Genomic DNA, 25,211 nt, shown 5'->3' with positions numbered 1-25,211 from the left:
CCCTCTATATCCTCTTTTCTTCTTAATGTAGCGATATTATCCGTTAAAATCCTGTAAATCGTGAGAGTCTCTGTTTGTAAATTAAGTTAAATTAACTTTTTATTTTTGGTAACCTTTTTCTGATCGAAGGGCTGAGATGATTGCATTATCGTTCTGGAAGGAGTGTCCTTCTCCCGATAAAGAGGTGAATGTTTGAATATGGAATGCAGATTTGCAATTCTAGCGCTTCTTCTCCTTGCAATAGCGGGACTGATTATTGCACCCGCCGCTGCGGCGACGACAGAAGTGACCATTACGAAACTTGCCGATGACGGCACATCCGTCATCGACCAGCGCACTGTCAACGCCACCTGGATGGAGGATAACCTCCCTGTCCTCGGCGACGGTGTGACTGTGTACTACCACCAGGGACCTACGTTTGATGAGAACGATCCCTGGAATGATGCTGAGACAAAGAATCTCAGGGACATGGGAGCCGTACAGGGAACCGACGTAAAGGATCTCTGTGAACTTGTCGGCGGCATGGACCCCGGCGAGACGGTGGCGATCAGGGCATCTGACGGGTTGACCAAAGAGTTCCCGTACGAGTATATCTACACCCCTGACGACCGGCAGGGCCCCATGGGTATCGCCTGGGTGAAGGACGGGACCTATGTTCCCTCGTACTCTGAAGGGATGCGCCTGATCTTCTTTGCAGAGACGACCAATGCCAGCGGCTACCATGTCTTCGGCAACTGGGACATGCACGAGGCATGGGCGCCCCAGTACTGGTACAACTACAGCGGCACCTGGCCCTCGTCGGGCGGCAACTCTGTCCAGTACGTCAACCGGATCATCATCAAGAGCAATGACCCGGCGCCTGCCGACTGGTCGATCAGCCTGAACGGCTCGACAGACCGCACCCTCACCCGGAGCGAGTTCATCGGGATCGCTGCAGCGCACCCGGCCTCCTTCTACCACAACAAGTACGGCCTCCTCGAGGGCACCAACCTCTCTGCCGTCGTCGGACTTGTGGACGACGACGATCCCTTGACCATGAACCCGACCCTCGCCGCGGAGAACTACACGATCACCGTCTATGGCAAGAAGAAAGGAGTCGATTACGTCTCCACCTTCTACTCCACCGAATTGGCGGCGGGCGAGAAGACCTATGTCCTCGGCAACAGGTTCGACGGCATCGAGATCAACCAGACGACGCTTATCGACCGCGTCTTCTTCCCGCTCTACCTGCAGGGGACCGGCGTGGACACTACCCAGCGTGCAGTCGAGCAGATCTCACGGATCGAACTGACATTTTCAGGCTCAGGCGCCGATGTGATCTTCGAGGGTGAGGTTACCCTCCCTGACGAGAATGTCACGGTCACGTCGAGCCAGGGGACTGACTACAGCATTCCTGCCCGGACGCCTCTTGGCGCCCTCGACACGGTCGCTGGTGCACAGGGCTTTTCCTATGCGGTCACCGACAAGAAATGGGCCGACTCCGGCATCCTGATGCTCGACGACATCGGGGCGTACCCCTATGTCAAGGGTGGGAACTCCTGGGTCTGCTACGTGAACGGCGTGGCCCTTGACGACTACGGCAGCCCGGCAACCGACGGCCTGAACGTCCGCGCTCTTGCCGACGGCGACCATGTGAACTTCTACTACGGCCCGAAGGGCGTGACCGCAGAGACCGCCGAAGCGGTGGTATCGATCACGGTGGACATTGGGTCCGGTGCCGATGTGTTCTTCGAGGGCGACGTTGTCCTTCCGGACGAGAATGTCACCGTCACGTCGAGCCAGGGGACTGATTACAGCATCCCTGTCCGCACGCCGCTCGGCGCCCTTGACACCGTCTCGAAGGCTGGCAATTTCACCTACGCGGTCACCGACAAGAAATGGGCCGACTCCGGCATCCTGATGGTTGACGACATCGGAGCGTACCCCTTTGTCAAGGGCCAGAAGGCCTGGGTCTGCTACGTGAACGGTGTTCTTCTTGACGACTACGCGTACCCTGCCACCGACGGCCTGAACGTCCGCGCTCTTGCCGAAGGCGACAAGGTGAACTACTACTACGGCCCGAAGGGCGCAACCACGCCGGAGAACGCTGAAGCGGCCATCCTCCTGACAGCACGCCTCTCGAATGCCGATATCCTCTTCTCCGGAGAGGTGGTGCTCGACGAGGGCAATGTCACGGTCACGTCGAGCCAGGGGACTGACTACAGCATCCCTGCCCGGACGCCTCTTGGCGCCCTCGACACGGTCGCTGGTGCACAGGGCTTTTCCTATGCGGTCACCGACAAGAAATGGGCCGACTCCGGCATCCTGATGCTCGACGACATCGGGGCGTACCCCTATGTCAAGGGTGGGAACTCCTGGGTCTGCTACGTGAACGGCGTGGCCCTTGACGACTACGGCAGCCCGGCAACCGACGGCCTGAACGTCCGCGCCCTCGTCGCCGGCGACCAGGTAAACTTCTATTACGGCCCGAAGGGTGTGACCGCAGAAACCGCCGAAGCGGCGGTGCTGATCACGGTCAGGACCGGGTCTTCGCCTGGCGACTGGACCCTCTCGATGATCGGGGCGCAGACAGTCACGGTCACCAGTGACTATTTCGAGAGCGGGATCGCCTGCGGGCACAATGCATCCTGGACCGACCCCGAGACCGGTGACGTCTGGGCCGGCATGCCTCTCTGGTTCCTTGTCGGCATGGTCGACGACATCGAGTCCGGCAGCCATTACACCTTCAACGACGCCTTCGCAGCCGAGGGCTACTCGGTGAAGGTGACCTCAAAGGACGGCTACTCGATCAACATCCCGAGTGCCGACATGGCCAGGAACAGCGGCTTCATCGTTGCGAACACCCTGAATGGCTCTGCATTGCCCGAAACCATCGGCGAGAAGAGCAAACCCTGCTGGCCGCTCCAGATCAAGGGCGCGGACGCCAGCGCCGGACAGCTCGTCGGCGCCATTGCCTCGATTGAACTCGTCGGCCTGCCCGAACCCTCGGATGGCTGGACCCTGCGGGTCTGCGGTGTCGTCAACGACACGATCACCCAGGCCGAATTTGAGGAACTGGGATGCCACGGCGGTGTGACCTACACCGATGAGCAGGGCATCGTCTGGAGCGGCGTGCCCCTCTGGTACCTTGTCGGCGTCTCCGACAACATCGAGACCACCACCCACTGGACCTTCGACGACGACGCCGCTGCTGCCAACTACACGATCAGGGTCGCCGCATCCGACGGCTACTCCCAGAGTTACGGCAGTGCCCAGGTCGCACGGAGCAACGGCTACATCCTTGCCAACCTGATGGACGGTCAACCGATCCCTGAGACCGACAGCTCCTACCCGATCAAACTTGTCGGCGACAATGTGCCCAAGAAGGTGAAGGGCGTCGCCGAGATCGACCTTGTCGACCTCATCCCGCCACCCCCGGCCGAGGGTTCATGGAACCTCGCCCTGAAGGGTCCGATCGACTATACCTGCACCCAGGACTTCTTTGAGCTGGCCTACTCCTGCTCACACCACAAGCTCAGCTGGACCGATCCTGTGACCGGCGAGCGCTGGACCGGCATCGGGCTCTGGGAACTCGTCGGCTGGGTTGACGACCGCGTCCCGCACGGTGCGAACGGCTTCAACGACGTCCTTGCCGACACCGGCTACACGGTGATCGTCACCGCCTCTGACGGCTACTCCAAGGAGTTCAGCAGCAAAGACATCGCCCGCAACAACAACTATATTGTCGCCAACAAACTCAACGGGAGCGAACTCTCGAAGGAAGGGAACAAGCCCTCATGGCCGCTCCGTCTGGTCGGCGCCGATGTCTCGACCCATGCAAGTGTCGGCGGCATCGCCTCGATCGAGTTGACCGAGTTCCAGAAACCGGTCGATGTCCCGACCGTTCACATCGTGAAGTTCGCCGCCGATGGCACGACGATCGTCAACGAGACGACCATCGACTACCTCTGGATGCAGCAGAACCTCCAGGTATATGGCGACGACCAGCCGTACAAGTTCCAGGGCGTCACCTTTGACCCGAACGATCTCTGGAATCCCGACGAAACGCTCGGCATGAACCCCCCGAAGATTGAAGAGATCATCCGCGGCACTTCAGTTCGCGATCTCGTCGATCTCGTCGGCGGCATGCCCGAAGGGACTGAGATCACCTTCGTCGCCAGAGACGGATGGGAGACCAATCTTGGCTGGAACAACATCTACGACCCCAACCCGCGCCAGGGCGAGGCCGTCCTCGTCTGGTGGACCGAACGCCAGGGGTATGTGCCGGCCTATGAGGACGGTTACCGCCTGTTCTACACACCTGAGGACCATGTCTTTGGTCAGTGGGACATGCACGAGAGCATGCTTGACAAGTACTGGCACTACTACTCGTCCGGCGGTATCGTCTACCCGTCCTGTGCCGGTATCTCCCCGAAGTGGATCTCCGAGATCAGGATCTACTCTGCCTATGAGACCGACTGGACGCTGAACCTCACCGGTGAGCACTCCACCGATATCTCAAAGGGATTCTTTGAGAGCGCCCTCACCTGCACCATGGGTGCCAACCACAAGGCACAGTACACCGACGCCGACGGAAAGGTCTGGGCAGGCATGCCGCTCTACCTCCTCTGCGGCTGGGTCGACGACAGCAACGAGCACTCGGGCAAGGCGTTCAACCGGACCCTCGCACTTGAGGGCTACTGCATCGAGATCATCGGTACAAACGGAAAGATCGTCACCCTCAACAGCCGCGATATCATCGATAGCCGCGACTACCTCATTGCAAACACGCTGAACGGCAGTATCCTCGACGAAGAGGGCGGTCAGTGGCCGCTGGTCTTTAACGGCGCCAATGTGAGCGCCGCCATGCAGGTCGACGCCGTCAAGCAGATCAGGCTCGACCTCTCCGGAACCTTCCAGGACGTAACAAACGTCACCGCCGGTGAGACGGCAGCGGTCCCGGTTGCAAACGCATCGGTCAGCATGGTGAACATCACCGCTGCCCAGAACATCACCCAGTTCACTGTTGCCGCCTCGGTGACCTCCCTCCCGTCAGAGGTGCCTCAGCCTGATGCAACCCTCTACCAGGTGATGCAGATCACGCTCTTCGGTGCGAACGAAGACGCGATCGGCAGCGCCGAGATCTCCTTCTCCCTCCCGCTCGCCTGGCTTGAGGCTTCGGGGATCGCGCCTGAAGACGCGAAACTCTACCGCTGGCATGAGGGTGCATGGCAGACGCTCCCAACCACCTATCTCGGCAGCGCTGACGGCTATGCCAACTACACCGCCGTCACCCCGGGCTTCTCCTACTTCGCCGTCGGCGGCACGCCGACACCTGGCCCCACACCGACGCCCTCGCCCAGATCGAGTTCGAGCAGCAGTTCGTCGTCCAGCATCGCCGCTGTCTCGGGCACGGTCGGTGCCGGCGGATCGGCGACCTTCCCGGTGAGCCAGACGGCGTTCTCAAGCATCACCGTGAACGCCGCGGACCAGATCTCCAACCTCCTGCTCACGGTGCAGGCGGCCTCCCTGCCCAGGGATGTCCCGATGCCTGCCGGTCAGGTCTACGAGATCCAGCAGGTCACCCTGTACCGTGCTGACTCCTCTGCGGTCTCAGGAGCGATCATCTCCTTTGCAGTCGAGAACTCATGGCTGAAGACCAACGGCCTCACCTCCGCTGATATCGTCCTGATGCGGTATGCGGACGGTGCGTGGCAGTCCCTCCAGACAACGTTTGTTGAGGAGAAGGATGGAAAGGCATACTTCACTGCAAAGACCCCGGGCTTCTCCTACTTCGCCATTGTCGGTGAGAGCGGGGAGGCCGTCCCGGCAGAGGCGCTCGCCGCCGAGGCGACAACCACTCCGGTGACCACCACCGCCCCGGCAGGGACCACTGCGGCACCTGCCACCACGCCCGCACAGAGCCCGGTCTTCTGGGCGCTGCCTTTTGCGGCACTCGGCGTTCTCTTGCTCTTCAGGAGAGGCTAAAATCCCCATTTTTTATGAAGAATCTCTGATCCGGTATGGTGAACACATGAAAAAACAGATCTTCTTGACGGTGTTTGCAGTCGCACTCGCTGTAATTCTCGTATCTCTCCCAGCAGCGGCCGCGACAACAGAGGTCCATCTCGTCAGGTACGCCGCTGACGGGTCGACGGTCCTGGACGAGATGGCCGTCGATTACCTCTGGATGGAGGCGAACCTCCCGGTCCTCGGCGACGGGCTGACACACTACTACCATCAGGGTCCAACGTTCAACGAGTCTGATCTCTGGGATCCGGCCGAGTATCAGAACGTGGAGACCAGGGATATGGGTGCCGTTAAAGGCACGGCCGTCAGCGATCTCTGTGATCTCGTCGGCGGGATGGCGCCCGGCGACATCCTGCGGGTGCAGGCGAAAGACGGGTTTTACAAGAACTTCTCCTATCAGACCGTCTATGGTGAGGACGGGAGAAAAGGCGTGATGGGTCTTGCCTGGTACGTCGGGCAGGATTCGGTGACCGGCGATCCCCAGGGCGAAGGCTATGTCCCTGACTACTATGACGGGATGCGCCTGATCTTCTTCGCTGATACCTCTGCAAACCCGTGGGGCTGGCACGTCTTCGGCGACAACGATATGAGAGAGACGATGCCGGAGGATGAGTGGCACCTCTTCAGCGGCAAATGGCCGTCTTCAAGCGGCCTCTCGGTCAAGCACGTGAACAAACTTCTGATTTACCCGGGAGAGGGGACCGAAGGGGGAGACACCTCGCCGGATCTGCCCCCGACACAGGCTTCACCCCTCGGGATTGCTGTGCTTCTCGCAGCGCTCGCCGTCGGCATCGCTCTCAGGATATGAAGGTGCGCCATGACGACGATCCGGTCCAGAATCGTTCGGCCCCTCATTTTTTTCTCTCTCGTGCTTCTGGCTGCATCTTTGATGATGCCCGCGGCCTCGGCCGCGGCGACGATGGAAGTGACCATTACAAAACTCGCCTCGGACGATACGACGGTCCTCGATGAGAAGACAGTATCGTGGACCTGGATGCGGGATAACCTCCCTGTCCTCGGTGACGGGATAACGACCTACTACAACCAGGGTCCGATCTTCGAAGGGGCATGGGAGGAGGTCCATCCAGGCGAACCCTATGATCTCTGGAACCCGACCGAGGACGTGAACCTCGAATACAAGGACCACGGCGAGTTTAAGGGCACCAATGTGCGAGATCTCTGCGACCTTGTCGGAGGGGCCTCTGAGGGCGACATGGTGACGATCAAGGCCTCTGACGGTCTGACAAAGACCTGGCCCGCGGAGTACATCTACAGCCCAGACCCGCGGCAGGGCCCGATGGTGATCGCATGGTACCACGGCACCGATACCGGTTATGTGAACGAACGGTTCTATGAGGGGATGCGCCTCTATTTCCTGGTCGAGACGACCAATGCCGATGGGATGCTCGTATGGGGCAACTATGACATGCACGAGGCCTGGGATGAAGAGTACTGGTACTTCTACAACAACCAGTACCCTTCGGCCGTCGGAAACTCGGTTCAGAAGGTCAACCGGATCACCATCCACAGTCAGATTGACCCAACCTCAGGCTCCGGGGGCGGCAGCGATGGCGGCAGACCTGCGAGCCGCGGCTTCGAGGGCTCGACGCTGGTGCAGGACCTTCACGGTGCGGTGAACGGCACCCTCACCCTTCTCCTGACAGGAGGGAATGCCTGCTGGATCGAGGGCGGAAGTTCGTGCCGGTGGTCCCTGGACACGACCGGACTGAACCTGACCGGCGATGCCCACCTCTATCTCTTCGGAACGAATAACACAGGCACGGTCGTAGAGGGCGGGTCAGGTATCGAGGCGACCCTCGGGACGCGGACCCTGAAGGCCGCCTCGCACCATCTCGATACCGGCGACGGTCCCGGGGGCGCCGCCGAGACCTGGCGGTATGATCTCCCGTCTGAGGCGCTCGGTGCGAACCAGACCCTCACCATCACGAACCCGGGCCGACCAGGCACCGGGGTGACGGTCTATGGCGGGGCGCTCGCGGCGCAGGTCGCCGGCGGTGAGAACCTGACCGCGTGGTGGATCGCCGAAGGTGCGGACACGGTGCAGGCCGTCCCTGATCAGGGGATCTCTGAGGACGATGCCGTGACAGTCGGCTATTTTGACGATCTTGGCCGGGTGCCTGAGCACATGGCAGCAAAAATCGTTGCGGTCAGCACCGGGGCGACAGGAAACGACACCCTGGCCAATCGCCTCTCCCTCAACGATGGCGAGTGGCTCAACCTCCTCTCCGCCGGCAGGGACGCTATCAGCGTCGGCGAGGCCGATGCGGTCCAGTACCTCCGCGCAGGCGAGAACCGTGCTGCGATCTCGAGCGTGCCGTACGGGGAGCCTGGCGATCTCCTGGAGAACCGCCTGCTCATCCTGACACTCACGCACCTCCCGGAGGAAGAGATCGTGGAGGAAACGCCGACCGGCACCACGCCGGCGCCCCGAACGACAACGCTGGCCGCACCAACTCCGGCGGCAGAGACAGTGACCGGGACGGCCGATGAGGCCGGAGATCTCTCGTTCCTGGACGCCATCCTCCGCCTCTTTGGGATGGAGCGCGGGCTCGCCGATCTCCCGATCATCGGATGGCTCTTTGAAGGGGCGCCTGCCGGGCCAGATGGCCGCACGGTCGAGCCCGGGCCGACCGCGGCGGATCCTTCTGGAGAGGAGCAGCCCCATCCTCCGGTCACCCCGGATGAAATGCCGACCCACGCCTCCATATCGATCGTCACCCACCCGGCCGGGGCGATGGTCACCCTCGATGGCGCATATCTTGGGGTCATCACCCCTGTTGACCTCCATGAGATCCCGGTCGGGCAGCATACCCTGCATCTCGACCTCATCCATTATGCCCCCTATGAGACCTCCTTCGATCTCGATGGAGATACCTCTGTTGCGGTGGCGCTCTCCCCCCAGAACCCGAACATCAATGAAAACCCGCTCTGTCTGAACCTTGCTGCGATGCAGGGGGCGGACGGACGTTCCGGCGGGCTATTCGTGGCGGCGAGCGATGACGGCGCCGAGATCTACATCGACGGCAAAAAGATCGGGAAGACGACCCCCCAGGTCGTCAACGGTCTGAAAGAGGGGCTTCACCGCGTGAAGATCAGGATGGGGTCCACGAAGTACCTCCCTGACACCATTGAGGTCTGGGTCACCCCCGGGACGATCACACCGGTATACTTTGACCGTTCGGTGAACGGGGCCTCTCGAACGCTCACGATCGATGACCCGGCCTATACCGGAGAATTTTTCTCGGTCAACGGGATCTATGCCGGAAAAAGCGTCCCGTCAAAGGTGACGGTCACCGGCATAAACGCCTTTGCCGGCATCTTCCACGAGGGAGCATATCTCTCCGCGCCGATCTCTGACTTTGCCGCTGACGGGAGCACGATCCGCCTGGAGAAACCCTCCCCTGTGCTGCGGAGCGTCATGGTTGTCTCCGATCCGCCGGGCGCGCGCATCTTTGTCGATGGATTCGACACCGGGCTTGCTACACCCTCCTGCATCGATAACATCTCTGCCGGTTACCACAGGTTCATGCTCGCAAAGCCGGGCTACCTCTCTGAGGATGCCCTGGTCCTCCTCCCCGAACGGCTGGACAACCGCGAGATCAGCCTCAAACTCGAGCCCTACCCCTATGGCTACCTCTATGTGAACAGCACCCCGGCCGGGGCGAAGATCTATCTCTATGATCTGAACACCGGCGAGGTGACGCCGCATCTCTTTGGTGGGATGGCGCTCGGAGCATATGACGTGAAGGTGGTGGGCCGATCTGAATCAAAGACCCTGGAGGACCTGCTGGTGAAGCCGCATGACATAACCGTCTGCGAATGGGTATCTGGTGAGTGAGATGGCAGGCCGTCTGGCGCTCTCCGCGCTCCTCGCCATTCTCCTCATCCCCCTCTCCTCCAGCGGCGCCGCTGTCATATGGGGGCCATATGTCACCGGGACGACGGACGACTCCGCGGTCGTCTCCTGGAGGACCGATCTGCCGGCAAAAGGTTCGGTGCTCTATGGCCCCGCGGGTGGGGGCCTCACCCTCACCGTTGCAGATGGGCAGGCCGCCGACCTCCACCATCTCACCCTCACCGGACTCTCCCCTGGTACGGAGTACACCTATCTCATCTCCCTGAACGGGACGACCGGCCCCTCAGGGCAGTTCAGGACATTTGGTGGGGGGCTGATCACCTTTGCCGTCTATGGCGACACTAGGGGACAGGCGCCGCTCTTCACCCAGATGGAGCGGCACAAACTGGTCGCCGACCGGATCGCAGAGGAGGAAAACCTCTCCTTTGTCATCCACTGCGGCGACTTTGTCACCTTCGGCAACGACGCCGACGAGTGGGGGGAGTACTTCGAGGCGGCCCGGGCCATGCTCTCTTCAACGACCCTTGTCCCGGTGCTCGGGAACCACGAGGGGAACCGGTCCCTCTACTACGACGCCTTCGCAATGCCCCAGTGGTATTCATTCGAGTGCGGCGGCGCCCATGTCACGGTCCTCGACTCCAACGACTGGGTCGGGAAGCGCATGGACGACCAGACGGCGTGGCTCGAGGACGATCTTGCCGGCGGTGCCGGGTGGACGTTTGTCGCCTTCCACCACCCTCCCTTCTCCTCGAACGAACGGGCATGGGGTGGCGACCTCGAACTCCGGAGCCTCTGGGTTCCAATCTTCGAGCGTCACGGCGTTCTGGCCGTCTTCAACGGCCACACCCATGCGTATGAACGCTACTCCGTGAACGGCACCGAGTATTTTGTGATCCCGTGCGGCGGCGAGGAACTCTACGCCCTCTCGGAGAGGAAACCCGCGGGGTTCAGATCGGCGCTCGAGCACACCCTGGCGTACCTGAGGGTGAGGGTGGATGCCGATCAGGTGCTCGTCGAGGTGGTGCCGGTTGCCGAGATATCTGAGGATAATAAAGAGGTTCTCCGGGTCTATCCGAAGGATCAGGTCTTTGAGACGGTCATGCTGCCCCTGAGCCAGTCCTGGGTCCTGTCAGTCTCGGATCTGCTCCCAAGGCTCCGACTCCTCTTTGATGGTCCCTTTGTATGAGATGATCCCATGAAATTGATAAGAACAATCCTGATGTTAACCCTCCTCTGCATCTGTGCAGGGGCGGTCTGTGCTGCACCGACAACCTCACTCCATGTTGTGAAAATCGCCGCCGACGGAACGACGGTCCTGGACGAGACGACCGTCGATTACCGCTGGATGGAGGCGAACCTCCCGGTCCTCGGCGACGGGGTGACGCATTACTACCACCAGGGCCCGGTCTTCGCCGAGGACAAGGAAGCCCAGTGGGATGTAAACGAAACGACGAACTTCAAGGACCGCGGGGCGGTGAAGGGGACGAACATTACCGACCTCTGCGATCTCGTCGGCGGGATGGTGCCCGGCGATGAGGTGATGATCCGGGCGTCTGACGGGTATCATATCGAGTTTGGATACGCGAATGTGTATGATCCTGAACCGCGCCAGGGGCCGATCGGCATCTGCTGGTACAACGGTGAGGACGCCGATCTCGGCGAGCGCCAGGGTGTCGGCTACCCCCCGGACTACCACGCCGCCATGCGACTCGTCCTCTTTGCCGACACCTCGGTCAACCCTGAGGGAAAACATGTCTTTGGCAACAATGATATGCGTGTCTGCTTCCCGCCCGAGTGCCTCCACCTCTTCAGCGACCTCTACCCCTCCACCTCAGGATACACCGTGAAGTGGATCGAGGAGGTACGCGTCTATGAGGGCGGCTACAGCGGGGCAAAGAATGTCCCGGTGAAGTCACTCCAGGACGCTGCCGGTGGCCAGACAACGGCTCTGCCGACGACCCCCCAGAGCCCGTCCCCCTTCTTCGGCCTCCTGCTCGGGCTCGGTGCTGCTGCATGTGCCTGGAGGATGCGGGGATGAAGGCTGCCTGTCTTGCAGGAGTGCTGCTCGTCGTTGCCGTCGCTGTCTGCGGGTGCACCGGAGATGGCGGTCAGGCCGTTGAGGAGGTTTCCTGGAACCTCACGGTCTCTGATGGGACGACCGAAAAGGTCCTCTCTCTCCCGGAGATCAGGGCACTGCCGGCATGGGAGGGATATGGCCATGCCGTCTCCACGGTCGGGATTATGTACGGGCCGTACACCGTCAAGGGCGTCCGCCTGACCACGCTGGTCGAGAGCATCGGCGGGTTCGGTGCAGGCGATCAGGTCGGGATATCGGCGCCTGACGGTTACTACTGGGTCTTTGATGATGAGCAGATGGCCGGTTCGGGTTTTGTCACCTTCGACCAGAACCTCAAGGAAAAGCCGGCGCCAGCGCTCACGCTGATACTTGCCTATGAGTTCAACGGGGCGGCGATCCCTGACGAGGACGGCGGGCCGCTCAGGATCGTCGTCGGCACCGACGAAGCCGGCACGGTCACCGAGGGGAGCGCCTGGGTGAAGTGGGTGGACCGGATCGAGGTGAAACGGTCATGAGGGTTCTCCCCCTCTCTCTCTTCATCGTTGCAGTTGTTCTCATCTCTACTGCTGGGTGTACCGGCGGGAGCGAACAGGTCGTGCTGAAGGTTGTCCCGGCGGGCAGCCTCCTCATCCCCCTCGAAAGCGTCGAGGCCGGGTTCGAGGCGGCGCACTCTGGTGTCGACGTCCAGATCGAGGGGCACGGGAGCATCCAGTGCGTCAGGCAGGTCACCGATCTCCACCGGGAGGTGGACCTGGTGGCGGTGGCTGACGAGTCATTGATCCCTGATATGATGTACCGCCCGATGGAGGAGGGTCAGGGCAACTACACCGATTCGTACACCTCGTTCGCCACGAACCGGATGGTCGTCGCTTACACGGACGCCAGCAGGTATGCCGACGAGATCACGGCGGAGAACTGGTACGAGGTCCTCGCTCGCCCCGATACGGTGGTCGGGATCTCCAACCCGATGCTCGATGCGGCGGGCTACCGCTCATTGATGGTGACGACGCTTGCAGAAGATTACTATCAGGATGAGACCATCTTCTCCCACATCCTGGGCGATCATCTGCGGCCGAACGTCACCGTCACCAGGGAAGGAACCACTACCACCATCGTCCTTCCCGAGGTGCTCAAGCAGGAGGGCGGAAAGGTCCGGATCAGGGACGGGAGCATCTATCTCCTCTCCCTGCTCGACGCCGGGGGCGTGGACTATGCCTTCGAGTACCTGAGCGTAGCCAGGGCGCACGGGCTGCGCTACGTCTCCTTGCCGCCCGAGATCGATCTTTCATCCGCCGACCATGCGGACAATTACCGCAGGGTCGTCGTCAACCTTGGTTTCCGGCGGTTTGCCTCCATCGGGAGCGAGCGGGTGGGATCGCCGATCGTCTATGCGGCGACGGTGCCGGCGAATGCGCCGCACCCGGAACTCGCCCGTGAGTTTATGGACTATATGGTCGGGGAGTTCGGGAAGGGTTATGATGATTGGCCTGATCCGCTCTGAAGAAAAGGGGGCGGTTCAGGCCCCTATCCCCATCGCGTCCCTGATCTCCCTGATCGAAAAGTAGCCGACATCCTTGAAATACCGCTCTGCCTCTTTTGAAGTGGCAAACTGGATGAAGGCGGCCTGTGCTCCTGTGGGTGTGCCGTTGGTGAGGTAGTTCAGCGGCCTGGTAAGCGCCTGTATGTAGGTCTGCTCCTCGTCATCCCTGTGTGCGAGTTCGCCGAGGATCGCCTCCCTGAACGAGGTGCCAGGAGAGGGGAGGGCCAGGTCTGATCCCCGGTCTATCACCCTGAGGAGATGGACCTGCGCCGCCCCTTCCGCATACCCGACATCGACAAAACCGATTGCACCGGGGTTATCCGCGACGGCTTTCAGGACGCCAGCGCTGCCCTCTGCTTCGATCTGCTGGATCGTCCCGTATTTTCCCGTGTCTGCCGTCGGGAGAGAAGCATCGAGATTTTTTGCCGCCGTTCCGTACAGCCATTGGGCAAAGATCTCTTCAGTGCCTGAACTGTCACTTCTCTGGATAACCGCCCTCACCTCAGAGAGGTGCGGCATCGCTGTCAGGTCCTCGCTCACCGTATTATAGAGGAGTGCCGCCTCATCGCAGGAGATCTCGTCCGAGGGATATCCGCTGCCCGCGATGAGCACAACGCCGCTCCCTCCGATTGGGTGGACGACAAGGTTCGGATATTGTTCCCGTTCCGCGGCTTCGAGAGACCTGGAGGCCGCACCGATCTCTGCCGTTCCGTCGACGGTGCGCGCGATCCCTGCACCAGATCCTCCCCCTTCGACAACAACCCTGACGTCGGGGTGGTGCGCCATGAAATCCGCGGCGAGAAACTCCGAGATCGGCTGGATCGTTGTGGACCCCGCAATGGTCAGGTTTGCCGGCAGGGGTGTTCCTGCACTGGTGCCTGAAAAGAGTGGTGGGAAAAGGAAGACCAGAGCGACAATGGCGGTGATCAGGAGCAGCGCCACAACGCCGATGTATTGATTATGAGAGAGTGAAATCCCGTCTTTGCCGTACGGATGCATCGTGTTCACCTTTCATGAGGATCAGGAAGCCTGACCGTTGAATGAATGGATGACCATTTATATATAGTTTTTTAAAATTCTCTATTATTTTATTGGTAATTCTCTCCTGTAATGTGGGTGGGGTTGCTTCTTTTGAACCTATTCCCAAAAAATATTCGTGATATGTCTTCGTGAATGTCATAAAAGGTCTTTGGTGGCGCCGGTATCGACACGGGGGTGGTGCAATAGATATACTATACTAATATAGTTTTAATGGGGGTATTGGTATATTACTGGGATAAACTATATGCTCATCTCTGATCAATATTTTTTCATTCATGGGACTCTATACCTATCCTGATCGGACAGCCGTTGGCTATGACGCCGGGGATCAAGATGGCCGTCCCCTGTATGGGCCGCTCTTCCGCGCCTTCTCCTCTCTCAGGATCAAAACCGCCCTGATCATCTTTGCCACCTCGGTCGCCCTCACCATTGTCATGGCCCTGACCTCGCAGGCCCTCATGCTCGGCGGCTTCACCGCACTGGAGGAGCAGGCCATGCAGGAGAATCTTGCCCGGGCAAAGAACGCGATCACCGAAGATCTCTCAAAACTCGATACGATTGCCTTCACCTGGGCAGAGGCAGACGATACCGGCAGGTTTATGGGGGACAGGGATGCCTCATACCTCCGCTCAAATTTTCCCGACGAGACCTTCGTGGGCTCAGACTTCAATCTTTTTATGATCACCGATGCCGACGGGGAGCTGGTCTGGCACAAATATGTGAACCTGGTCTATGAACACGAGATGCCGACACCAAAAAGTCTCCTTGAACAGGTTCCGACCCTTTCTCCTGCTACCGGCAGCGAGGCCGTCAGCGGCATCCTCATGCTCAGCTCAGGGCCGATGATGATCGCCTCCCGCCCGATCATGGCAGGGGACAGCGGGGAGGTGAGCGGCAGGGTGACCGTCGGGCGGTTCCTTGATCCGGTCGAGATCGCACGGCTCTCCAGGCAGACCGCTCTCTCCCTCTCCATCAACGAACTCGCTCTTCCTTCTGGAATCTCTGATGTGGGGGAGCGACTGGTGTCGGGAGGGGGTGCAGGTGTAGTCCTGACCGAAGGGGACGATCAGATCGCCGGCTATGCCCTTCTCCGTGATGTGATGGGCGCCCCCGCCCTGCTCCTGGAGATCGATGCGCCGCGTGATATCTATCGGGAAGGACAGAACGCCGTGCATTATGTCATCATTGCCATTCTCCTGATAGGAGGAGTGTTCAGCGCCCTGATGATCCTCCTCCTCCAGAAGACGTTCATCTCGCGGCTGGAGATCCTTGGAGGCCGGATCGCCGGCATAGGAAAAGGCGGCGATCTTTCGGCGCGGCTCGATGTCGACGGTGAGGACGAGATCGCCACGGTCGCCGCTTCAGTGAACGGCATGCTCGCCTCGCTTGAGAACGCCCGGTCCCTCCTGGACGAGAGCAGGGAACGCTACAGCAGGGTGATCAACGAGGCAAAGGAGATCATCTTCACCCTCGATCTGGAGGGGAACCTCACCTCGGTCAACAGGGTGGCCGAAGACCTCACCGGCCGGAGCCGGGACGACCTGATCGGCAGGCCGGTGCGTGAGTTCATCGCCCCGGCCTACCTGCACCTTATTGAGGGGAGCCTGACCGGAAAGATCGAAAAGGTACAGGAAAAGACGGTTGAAATCGGTATATTGTCAAAATCAGGCTGGTTGCATATCCTCGAGGTGCGGCTGAGGCCGCAGCGGCAGGGGGAACGCTCCTGGATTTTTGGCATTGCGCGCGATATCACCGAGCTGCGCCGGACCGAGGAGGAGCTGGACCTCCACCGCAACCATCTTGAGGACCTGATCAGGGAGCGGACCGACGCCCTGATCAGGGCGAACGCCAGCCTGAACCAGGAGATTATCGACCGGAAATGGGCCGAGGAAAGACTGGCCTCGGAGAAGAAACGGCTGTCAGTGACGCTCTCGTCCATTGCCGAGGGCGTGATATCCACCGATACCAGCGGGCGTATCGTACTGATCAACGAGATCGCTACAACGATGACGGGCTTCACCCGGGAAAAGGCCTGCGGCATGGGAATTGGATCCGTCCTCCATCTCCGCGATGCGCAGGGAAAAGAGGTGGCTGCACGCCTCCTCGAAGAGGTGCTCTCGGGAAAAAAGGTTCTCACGCTCTCCAGGGATCTCACCCTCTCAGGTCAGGACGGCTCTGATATCCCGGTCTCCATCTCGGGATCCCCGATCCATGACGAGGGTGAAAAGGTCGCCGGCGCCGTCGTCATCTTCAGAGATATCACCGGGACACTGAAATACGAGGAAGAGCTTCGCAGGCAGGAGAAAATCCGGTCGATCGGGACGCTTGCCGGTGGGATCGCCCATGACTTCAACAACATGCTTGCCGCCGTCACCGGCAATCTTTCGATCGCCCGAATGGACGTCCCGGAAGATTCTCCTGCCTATGCCCACCTCTGCGATGCCGAGGCCGCCGCCTTCAGGGCCAGAGACGTCACACAGCAACTGATCACCTTCTCGAAGGGCGGAGCACCGGTGAAAAAGACCGCCGAGATCGGCGAGCTCGTTCGGGAGACTGCACGTTTCTCTCTGCGCGGGCGGAAGTCCACGCTCTGTATCACGATTGCCGATGACCTCTGTCGGGTGGACGTGGATACCGGCCAGATCAGCCAGGTGATCCAGAACCTGATCATCAATGCCGACCAGGCGATGCCCGAGGGCGGCACCATTGAGGTGAAGGCTGAAAACGTCCTAATTCAGGAGGAGAACCTCCCGATCGGGCCGGGCAGGTACCTGCGGATCACCGTTGGAGACCACGGGACCGGTATCCCTGAGGAGATCAGGGGCCGGATCTTCGACCCCTACTTTACGACGAAAAAAGAAGGAAATGGTCTTGGCCTTGCCTCGTGCCAGTCGATCGTGAGGAACCACGGTGGTTTCATCGAACTCCAAACCGAGATGGGAGTGGGGACCGCTTTCAAGGTCTACCTGCCGGCATCGCAGAAACCGCCGGACAAACCGGAGGAAGGGGCCTGCCCTGCTGACCGCCCGGAAAAAGGCGCATCTGGGATGGGGAAGGTGCTCGTGATGGATGACAATGAGGAGATCATCCGGGTTGCCGAGGCGCTGCTCCGGCGGCGGGGTTTTGTCGTGGAAGGGGCCGCGGACGGGCTGGAGGCGATCGACCGCTACCGCGCCGCACAGGAGGGGGGCGCGCCCTTCGACGTCGTCGTCATGGATCTCACGGTCCCTGGAGGTATGGGGGGAAAAGAAGCAGTCCAAGAACTCCTGGCCTATGACCCCGGCCTGAGGGCGATCGTTTCAAGCGGCTACTCCGACGATCCGGTGATGGCTGATTACAGATTGTACGGCTTTGTGGACGTCATCGCCAAACCATACAGGATGGCCGACTTCATCGCCGTCTTAAAGAGGCATATCAGAAAAAGCGGCGATTGAAACCGCCCCTGCAGGATAAAAAAAGAGGTGTTCAGGACCTGATCAACGCGGCGACGTGCTCGCCCACATCGGCGGTCCGCGCCGTGCCGCCGAGGTCCTTTGTCACCACGCCGTCCCTGATCGTCCCCTCGATCGCGCGGACGACGGCGTCGGCCGCCTCGTGCTCGCCCAGGTGGTCCAGCAGGAGAGAACCCGCCCAGATCGTGGCGATCGGGTTTGCCACGCCGAGGCCCTTATACTTCGGGGCCGAACCGTGGATCGGCTCGAACATCGATGTGCCCTCCGGGTTGATGTTGCCGCCGGGCGCCAGCCCGAGGCCGCCCTGGATCATCGCCCCGAGGTCGGTTATGATGTCGCCGAACATGTTCGGGGTGACGACGACGTCGAACCACTCCGGGTTCTTCACGAACCACATCGTCACGGCGTCGACGAAGTTGAACTCGGTCGAGACGGTCGGGTGGGCGGCGGCGACCCCGGTGAAGACCTCCCGCCAGAGGCCGTAGACGTCTGAGAGGACGTTCGCCTTGTCGACGGAGGTGACCCGCTTCTCCCGGCGCTCGGCCAGGTCGAAGGCGTACTCCATCACCCGGCGGCTCCCCTCCCGCGAGAGGACGCCGATCTGGTAGGCGATCTCCTCGGCGTCGCTCTCGGCGTCAAGTCCGAACTTCACCGAGTAGAGGTCCCGCGCGACCTGGAGGTCGGCGTGGTGGCGCCCTTTGAACCGCCCGCCGATCCCGACGTAGAAGTCCTCGGTGTTCTCCCGCACGACGACGAAATCGATATCCTCGGGCCCCTTCCCGGCGAGCGGCGTCGAGACACCGTGCAGGAGTTTGATCGGCCGTAGGTTCACGTACTGGTCGAAGTAGAACCGCAGGGCAAGCAAGATCCCCTTCTCCAGCACGCCGGGCCGCACCCGGTCGTCGCCGATGGACCCGAAGTAGATCGCCCGGTAGGCCGAGAGCTCCTTCAGCTCGTCCTCGGTGACGAGTTCGCCGGTCTCCAGGTAGCGGTCGGCCCCGATCGGGTAGTCAGTCCACTCGATCTCAAAACCATACTTCTCACCTGCGGCGTCCAGGACCTTCTTCCCCTCTACGAGGATCTCCGGCCCGATGCCGTCGCCGCCTATCGATGCGACCCTGTACACACTTCCACCTCCTTCATATTTTTCGCGTATTCCACGAGTCCGCCCGCGTCCACGATCTCCTGCATGAACGGCGGCACCGTCTCGATCTGGTGGCGGACGCCGTCAGACTCGATATGGCCGCCGGCGAGATCGACGATGGCCTCGTTCCCCTCGACGAGTGCGCCTGCCTCAGGGCAGACGAGGGGGAGGAGGCCGGTGTTGACGGCGTTGCGGTAGAAGATCCGGGCAAACGACTCTGCCACGACGATCCTCACCCCGGCCCCCAGGAGGGCGAGCGGGGCGTGCTCGCGCGAGGATCCGCAGCCGAAGTTTCTCCCGGCCACCAGGATATCGCCCTCCTGCACGCCCGCCCGGAAGTCGTCGCGGGTACCCTCGAAGACGTGCTCCGCGAGCTTCTTCGGGTCGTATTCGGTCAGGAACCTGCCCGGTATGATCGCGTCCGTGTCGATGTCGTCGCCAAACTTCCAGATCTGCATCTTCACACCTCCCTCGGGTCGGTGATCTCGCCGGTGATCGCGCTCGCCGCCGCCGTCGCCGCCGAGCAGAGGTAGACCCCGGCTTCGGTGCTCCCCTGCCGCCCCCTGAAGTTCCGGTTCGAGGTGGAGAGGGAGACCTCGCCCGGTGCGAGGAGACCGAAGGCGCCGCCCATGCAGGGCCCGCAGCAGGGCGCCTCGACGAGAGCGCCGGCCTCGACGAACCGCTCGATCAGCCCGGCCCTGAGGGTCTTGAGGTACTCGTCCCGCGAGGCCGGGATCAGGATCACTCGCACGTCCTCGGAGAACGTCCGGTCCCCGAGCACCTCTGCGGCCTCGGCGAAGTCCTCGTAGCGCCCGTTCGTGCACGAGCCGATGAAGACCTGGTCGACGTGCGTGCCGGCGACCTCCTCGACGTCGACGACGTTGTCCACGTTGTGCGGCACCGCCACTTTGGGCACCAGGTCGGCAGCATCGAACTCCCGCAGCTCCGCGTAGGTGGCGTCCTCGTCGCTTTCGAGCGTGAACGGCCGGACATCCGGGCGGCGCCCCTTCAGGTACTCCCAGGTGATCGCATCGGGCGGGACGATCCCCGCCTTCGCCCCCATCTCGATCGCCATGTTGGCGCAGGTCATCCGCCCGGGCATCGGCATCGATGCGAAGGTCTCGCCGGTGAACTCCAGGGCCTGGTAGGTGGCACCGTCCGCCCCGATGCTCCCGGCGATCTCGAGGATCAGGTCCTTCGCCCCGACGCGGGGTGCGAAGGCGCCATTCACCTCAACGCGGATCGAGTCAGGCACCCTGAAGTAGAGGGCGCCGAAGCGGAGGACAAAGCCCATGTCGGTCGACCCGATCCCGGTCGCAAACGCCCCGGCAGCCCCGTACATGCAGGTGTGGGAGTCGGAGCCGACGACGATCTCGCCGGGCGCCGCATGCCCCTTCTCCAGCATCACCTGGTGGCAGACGCCCTCGCGAAGATCGTAGTTGTGAATGCCCTGGTGAAGCGCAAACTCCCGCATGAACTTCTGGTTCTCGGCTGCCTGAATGGAGTCGGCCGGGACCTGGTGATCGAAGAGCATCACGATCCGCGCAGGGTCGAAGACCTCGGTTCCGTTCATCTCACGGAATTTCTGCACGGCAAGGGGGCCGGTGATGTCGTGGATCATCGCCCGGTCCACTGCCGCCATCACCACATCGCCCGCTTCTATCTCCTTCCCGCAGCGGGAGGAGAAGATCTTCTCTACGAGAGTTGCTCCCATGCCTTATCACCTGAATCATGGAGGGTTCGCGGTTAAGTTGTTTGGGGTGGGCCCCGCAAGGATAATTAAGAGACATTTCAAAAGGGATGACCATGCTCAGGTGTCCACAGTGCGGTAGCACCGATCTCTACGAGGAACTCGGGGGCTATGGGGGATTTCGCTACCGCTGCAAGCAGTGCGGCTACACCGGATCTTTTGTCATCGAGTCTGAGGAGGAACTCCCGTCCCCTGAGGCCGTGGTTCATGAGGAGGGCGAAACGCACTTCACCATTCCCCTCTGGATCAAGATCGTCGCCGTCCTGTTCGTCCTCTATCTGCTCCTGACACTGGCGACCCTCTGATGGTACAGGTGACGCGGCGGCCTCCGACTGAAAAAAATTCCCTGTAAAGTTCGATTCTCAAAAAAAAGTTATGCGGAGATGGCGCAGAGGGGAGCCTCCTCTGTCAGGAAGATCCAGTAACCCTTCGTCGGCTGCATCTCGCGCAGGTCGTTGTGGGCATCTTCGGCGCCGTTGATGATCGAGACCTCGTATTTTTCATTGGCCGAGTCGTAGCCGATGAGGGTGGTCCATGCATCGCCAAGCGACGAGAGCGCATATTTTGCCGGGGTCGGTTCGGTGTCCGAGAACCCGATGGCGTTCCAGCCGCCGACCAGCTCGATCACGGGCGGTGCGCTGAGAGGGTCTTCGTTGTAGTCGAGGAGGATCTCGGCGGTGGTGTTCGAGTAGATCCAGTAGCCGTAGAGCGGGCTGATGGAGGTGCTCTGGTTCGCCTGGAGCCACTCTCCGGTCACGGCGTCGTAGGCGTAGAGCGGGCGCCCGGCCATGTCCACGTCGAGGAAGATCGAGGCGGTATCGTTGCCGGCCGAGAGCCGCTTTGGCGTGGAGACGAAGTTCCAACCGGGGTTGAGACGTAAGGTGTCGTTCTCCTCAGGCGTCACCTCGCCGCCGTTGTCACGGATGGTGACAGCGATCGTCCGGGCGTTGTTTGTCCGGTCCGTCTCCTCGATGAGGTTGTCCGGGTCGACGGAGAGCGTGAGCATGACGGTGCCCGCGGTGACCGGCGTCCAGGTGAGGGTGAGGACGGTGGCGTTGCCAGGGGCGAGGGCGGCGACGGCTGGGCGTGCGATCTCAACGCCGCCGGCTGAGAATACGGCGGTCGTCGCGGGCGACGCAGCGTCGCCGATGTTTTCGATCGTTGCCCTGAAGGTGCAGTTCTCTCCGACCGTCGGATCGGACAGCGCCTGCAGGGCAGTCACGGCGAGATCGGGGAGGTTGACGGGTGCAACGAGGGTGACCGGGTCGAAGACGGTGCCTGCCGGGTAGATGGAGAGCACTGCGGTGTTGTCGTCGGAGACCTCTGCCACCTCGACGAACTCCATCGCGGCGGTCCCGTTCTCATGGACGGTCACCTTCGTATAGCCCAGGGTGTGCTGGAGGCTGTTCTGGTAGCCGTCCGGCCTGTCGGTCCCGAGGGGGTAGAGCGGGCCGCCGCCGGTGCCGGTGACGACGTACTGGACGCCATCCACGAGGTAGCGTTCGTAGGCGTGGACGTGGCCGTTGAAGACGGCCGAGACCTTTTCGCCGGCGATGACCGGGCCCCATTCTTCGCGCAGGTAGAGGTTGCCGCCGGGGTTACGCTCCTCTGATGTATAGGGCGGGTGGTGGAAGGCGACGAACTTCCATTCGGCGTCGCCGGCAAGGTCTGTCTCCAGCCAGGCGGTCTCGTCGTCCATGCGGTCGCCGGTCCAGTCGTTGGAGTCGAGGACGGCGAAGTGCGCTCCGGCGCAGTCGAAGGAGTACCATTCGGGCATGCCGAAGGCATCGTAGTAGGCAGTGCTGTTGTCTTCGTGGTTGCCAAGGGTGGTGTAGATGCTGGTGTTGGCGAAGACCGGGTCGCCGGCCTCGAAGAAGCGTTTCCATTCGGCTGCATCGTCTACCATGTTGACGGTGTCGCCGGTGTGGAGGACGAAGAGGGGTTCTTCGGCGGCGACGCGTTCGGCGACGAGGCGGTGCCGTTCAAGCTGGGTGAAGTTCTGCGATTCCTGGGTGTCGCCGTAGACGATGAAGGTGAACCCGCCACTTTCCGGGAAGGTCCTGAAGGTGCGGTCGCCGGTGGCCGCGCCGTCCACGACGACGCAGTAGTGGTAGCGGGTGTCCGGGGTGAGGGCGGTGAGGTCGACGCAATGGAGTTCGGCTGCCGTGTTGTCGTCGATCGTGTGCTCGTAGCCGCCGTGTGTGGTGTAGTGGGTCTCGTCGGCGTATTCCAGGGTGCCGTTCGACGGGAGGTCGGTGCGCCAGCGGACCGCGGCCGATGTGGCGGTGGTGCCGGTGACGTACGGGGCCCACTCGATTGCCGGGATGGCTGTGACGGTGATGGTCGCCGTGCCGGTGACATTATCCGCGGTGGCGGTGACGTTGGTCGTGCCGGCGGCAAGGGCCGAGAAGGTGCCGGTGGCGTTGACGGTGCCGACCGAGGTGTTGGAGGAGGCCCAGACGAAAGCGGTGCTGGTGAGGGGTGCGTCCGCGGCGTCGTAGGCGGTGGCGGCAAACTGCTGTGTCTCGCCGATCGCGAGCGTCGCAGAGTCCGGCGAGAGGGTGATTCTGGCGATGGAGGGGGCGGTATAGGCGATGATGCCGTTCTGCCACGCACCCATCATCGGGTAATCATCCGCGTAGGTGCCAAACGACATCGGGGTGTCGCCGATGCCGTCGCCGTTCGCGTCGGCGCCGTTGTAGAGGGAGTAGCGGTTGCCGACGTAGCCGGTGTATTCAGCGCCGTTGTAGGTGTAGGTCACCTCTGCGGGCGAGTGGTAGGTGTTGGCGGTGACGAGTTCCACCGTGCCGTTGAGGGTGTTGGCCCAGATGGTGTTGTTTGCGGTCTGGTCCTTGACGCAGATCTCGTCGTCGGCGTTGTTCTCGCAGGTGTTGTTGTAGACCCGGTTGTCGTGGACGGTGTCGCGCAGGCTGATGCCGCGGCGGGTGTTCTCGTGACAATAGTTCTCCTCGACGGTGTTGTTCGCTGCCGTGCCGCCGAGGTGGACGCCGTTGTAGCATCCGGCGCAGTCGTTCTTCCTGACGATGCAGTTGTCGAAGCCGACGATCTCTATCCCGGCGATATGCTCGTTTGTCGGGCCGCGGACTGCAAAGCCCTCGACGGTCGCGGCGTCGGCGTCGACATCGAAGACCGGCTTTTCAGGTGCCGCGGCCGTGACGGTGACGTTTTCAGGGCCGTTTTCGGTGCGGATGACGAGCGGTTTGTCCACCAGGACGTTCTCGGTGTAGGTGCCGTCCTTCACGACGATCGTTTCACCTGAAGAGGCGGCGTCGACGGCCGCCTGGATGGTGGTGAAGTCCGCACCGCCGTCGTCGTCGACGTACCAGGTCTTCGGCTCCGGCGCCGCGATGGCGCCGTCCTCCCACACTCCCGCCAGGGGTGCGTAGTCGGTGCCGAGGCCGTCCGGAAGGACGTACGGGGTGTCGATGATGCCGTCGGCGTTCGCGTCCTCGCCGGTGTAGTTCGACCAGAAGTTGCCAGGGTAGCCGGTGTGCTCGACACCCTTGTAGGTGTAGGTGACCGGGGCGGTGGCGTTCCAGTAAGTGATCGGGGGAGTGTTGCCATTGTAGAGCGTGACGCCCGAGACGTTGGTGTTCAGGAAGATATAGTTCCCGTCGCTGACATCACGGAAGTAGAAGGAATTCCCGCTGGTATTGAAGGTGTTTCCGCTGATAGTGTTGTTGGTCGTAGTTGTGCCGCGGAGGTAAATGGTTCCAGATGAGGTTGTAATATTGGTAAACGTGTTATTGATTACTGTGCAGTTTTTTGAATCTTGTAGCCTCAGAATACAGATGAGAGTCTTCTTATTATCCATCAGGGTATTGTTCTCAAAAGTAATATTGTCACCAGAGATATCTGGATAACCGCTTATCTTACTAATTATACAGTTCTTAATAATACAATCTGGTGCAGGACCATAAGTTCCTATTTTAAAACATGGTTTTCCATTGATAAATGTTAATCCGTCGATGACCGTTCCTGCTGCGTTATTAGTGCTTCCTTCTGGGATCCTGAGTCCCTCACCATCCTGACAGTCTATGATGACAGAATCTACTCCATCTCTGCTCTGGAATGTCAGGTGAGGTATTCTGATCGCAAATCTTGGGTACGTGCCGGGCAGGATACAGATCGTATCGCCTGACGAGGCGGCGTCATGAGCAGCCTGGATGGTGGTGTAGATCCCATCTCCACCGTCGTCGTCGACGTAGAGGGTTGTCGCCGCTGTCGGTGCGACGAGGAGAGCAAGTAGGATAAGGCAAAATGTTCCAATCGATTTTTTCATCGTAATCACCATAAAGAA

At 61.1% G+C, this 25,211-nt stretch carries 14 protein-coding genes; 9 read left to right on the top strand and 5 right to left on the bottom strand.

Translation table 11 applies throughout. The annotated features are described in order from the left end of the window. Positions 1-198 precede the first annotated feature (198 nt). From METLI_RS12495 to wtpA, 7 genes are all read left to right on the top strand, one after another. The gene (locus METLI_RS12495; protein WP_004039706.1) at positions 199-5,967 is read left to right on the top strand and encodes a PGF-pre-PGF domain-containing protein; all 5,769 of its coding nucleotides are present in this window, start codon (positions 199-201) and stop codon (positions 5,965-5,967) included. 46 nt (positions 5,968-6,013) lie between these two features. Further along, a complete protein-coding gene (locus METLI_RS09110; RefSeq protein WP_004039705.1) occupies positions 6,014-6,817 on the top strand; it encodes a hypothetical protein in 804 nt (267 codons plus the stop codon). Positions 6,818-6,898: 81 nt separating this feature from the next. Next, positions 6,899-9,868: a PEGA domain-containing protein gene (locus tag METLI_RS12490; protein WP_004039704.1), complete on the top strand. Its 2,970-nt coding sequence runs from the start codon at positions 6,899-6,901 to the stop codon at positions 9,866-9,868. 1 nt (position 9,869) lies between these two features. Continuing rightward, positions 9,870-11,072, top strand: coding sequence for a purple acid phosphatase family protein (locus tag METLI_RS09100; protein WP_004039703.1), 1,203 nt, complete (start codon positions 9,870-9,872; stop codon positions 11,070-11,072). A gap of 9 nt (positions 11,073-11,081) precedes the next feature. After that, positions 11,082-11,924, top strand: coding sequence for a hypothetical protein (locus METLI_RS09095; RefSeq protein WP_004039695.1), 843 nt, complete (start codon positions 11,082-11,084; stop codon positions 11,922-11,924). After that, a complete protein-coding gene (locus METLI_RS09090) occupies positions 11,921-12,478 on the top strand; it encodes a molybdopterin-dependent oxidoreductase (protein WP_004039693.1) in 558 nt (185 codons plus the stop codon). Before METLI_RS09095 ends, METLI_RS09090 begins: the two co-directional genes overlap by 4 nt. Further along, positions 12,475-13,464 (top strand): tungstate ABC transporter substrate-binding protein WtpA, encoded by a 990-nt coding sequence (gene wtpA, locus METLI_RS09085; protein ID WP_004039691.1) that lies wholly within the window; start codon positions 12,475-12,477, stop codon positions 13,462-13,464. Before METLI_RS09090 ends, wtpA begins: the two co-directional genes overlap by 4 nt. Before the next feature lie 15 nt (positions 13,465-13,479). On the opposite strand, the gene METLI_RS09080 is transcribed toward wtpA, so the two are convergent. Beyond that, a complete protein-coding gene (locus tag METLI_RS09080) occupies positions 13,480-14,502 on the bottom strand; it encodes a PstS family phosphate ABC transporter substrate-binding protein (RefSeq protein WP_004039689.1) in 1,023 nt (340 codons plus the stop codon). 317 nt (positions 14,503-14,819) lie between these two features. Between METLI_RS09080 and METLI_RS12485 the strand changes: the two genes are divergently transcribed. After that, on the top strand, positions 14,820-17,978 hold the full coding sequence (locus tag METLI_RS12485; protein WP_004039687.1) for a PAS domain S-box protein: 3,159 nt from the start codon (positions 14,820-14,822) through the stop codon (positions 17,976-17,978). A gap of 31 nt (positions 17,979-18,009) precedes the next feature. Here the strand turns inward: METLI_RS12485 and METLI_RS09070 are convergent, their stop codons facing one another. The 3 genes from METLI_RS09070 to METLI_RS09060 are packed head-to-tail and all read right to left on the bottom strand — an operon-like array spanning position 18,010 to position 20,854. Next, on the bottom strand, positions 18,010-19,122 hold the full coding sequence (locus METLI_RS09070; RefSeq protein ID WP_004039682.1) for an isocitrate/isopropylmalate dehydrogenase family protein: 1,113 nt from the start codon (positions 19,120-19,122) through the stop codon (positions 18,010-18,012). Further along, positions 19,101-19,598, bottom strand: a complete 498-nt coding sequence (locus METLI_RS09065; RefSeq protein ID WP_004039680.1) for a 3-isopropylmalate dehydratase small subunit — start codon at positions 19,596-19,598, stop codon at positions 19,101-19,103. Before METLI_RS09065 ends, METLI_RS09070 begins: the two co-directional genes overlap by 22 nt. Before the next feature lie 2 nt (positions 19,599-19,600). Further along, positions 19,601-20,854, bottom strand: a complete 1,254-nt coding sequence (locus METLI_RS09060; RefSeq protein ID WP_004039679.1) for a 3-isopropylmalate dehydratase large subunit — start codon at positions 20,852-20,854, stop codon at positions 19,601-19,603. A 92-nt stretch (positions 20,855-20,946) separates the two neighbouring features. Here METLI_RS09060 and METLI_RS13445 point away from each other — a divergent pair, with 92 nt between their 5' ends. Further along, on the top strand, positions 20,947-21,195 hold the full coding sequence (locus METLI_RS13445; RefSeq protein ID WP_004039678.1) for a hypothetical protein: 249 nt from the start codon (positions 20,947-20,949) through the stop codon (positions 21,193-21,195). Between the two features lie 68 nt (positions 21,196-21,263). Here METLI_RS13445 and METLI_RS09050 read toward each other — a convergent pair whose 3' ends face one another. After that, positions 21,264-25,193: a NosD domain-containing protein gene (locus tag METLI_RS09050; protein WP_169313811.1), complete on the bottom strand. Its 3,930-nt coding sequence runs from the start codon at positions 25,191-25,193 to the stop codon at positions 21,264-21,266. Positions 25,194-25,211: the final 18 nt, after the last annotated feature.

The organism is Methanofollis liminatans DSM 4140 (assembly GCF_000275865.1).
GTDB classification, from domain to species: Archaea; Halobacteriota; Methanomicrobia; order Methanomicrobiales; family Methanofollaceae; genus Methanofollis; species Methanofollis liminatans.
The sequence above is the reverse complement of the archived record's forward strand: the minus strand, read 5'-3'. Positions and strand labels throughout refer to the sequence as shown.

What these genes read in the sequence shown, in the direction of transcription:
- METLI_RS09095 (WP_004039695.1), top strand. Translation starts at nt 11,082, where the DNA reads ATGAAATTGATAAGAACAATCCTGATGTTAACCCTCCTCTGCATCTGT.
- METLI_RS12490 (WP_004039704.1), top strand. Translation starts at nt 6,899, where the DNA reads ATGATGCCCGCGGCCTCGGCCGCGGCGACGATGGAAGTGACCATTACA.
- METLI_RS09110 (WP_004039705.1), top strand. Translation starts at nt 6,014, where the DNA reads ATGAAAAAACAGATCTTCTTGACGGTGTTTGCAGTCGCACTCGCTGTA.
- METLI_RS09060 (WP_004039679.1), bottom strand. Translation starts at nt 20,854, where the DNA reads ATGGGAGCAACTCTCGTAGAGAAGATCTTCTCCTCCCGCTGCGGGAAG.
- METLI_RS13445 (WP_004039678.1), top strand. Translation starts at nt 20,947, where the DNA reads ATGCTCAGGTGTCCACAGTGCGGTAGCACCGATCTCTACGAGGAACTC.
- METLI_RS09080 (WP_004039689.1), bottom strand. Translation starts at nt 14,502, where the DNA reads ATGCATCCGTACGGCAAAGACGGGATTTCACTCTCTCATAATCAATAC.
- METLI_RS09100 (WP_004039703.1), top strand. Translation starts at nt 9,870, where the DNA reads ATGGCAGGCCGTCTGGCGCTCTCCGCGCTCCTCGCCATTCTCCTCATC.
- METLI_RS12485 (WP_004039687.1), top strand. Translation starts at nt 14,820, where the DNA reads ATGGGACTCTATACCTATCCTGATCGGACAGCCGTTGGCTATGACGCC.
- METLI_RS09050 (WP_169313811.1), bottom strand. Translation starts at nt 25,193, where the DNA reads ATGAAAAAATCGATTGGAACATTTTGCCTTATCCTACTTGCTCTCCTC.
- METLI_RS12495 (WP_004039706.1), top strand. Translation starts at nt 199, where the DNA reads ATGGAATGCAGATTTGCAATTCTAGCGCTTCTTCTCCTTGCAATAGCG.
- METLI_RS09065 (WP_004039680.1), bottom strand. Translation starts at nt 19,598, where the DNA reads ATGCAGATCTGGAAGTTTGGCGACGACATCGACACGGACGCGATCATA.
- wtpA (WP_004039691.1), top strand. Translation starts at nt 12,475, where the DNA reads ATGAGGGTTCTCCCCCTCTCTCTCTTCATCGTTGCAGTTGTTCTCATC.
- METLI_RS09090 (WP_004039693.1), top strand. Translation starts at nt 11,921, where the DNA reads ATGAAGGCTGCCTGTCTTGCAGGAGTGCTGCTCGTCGTTGCCGTCGCT.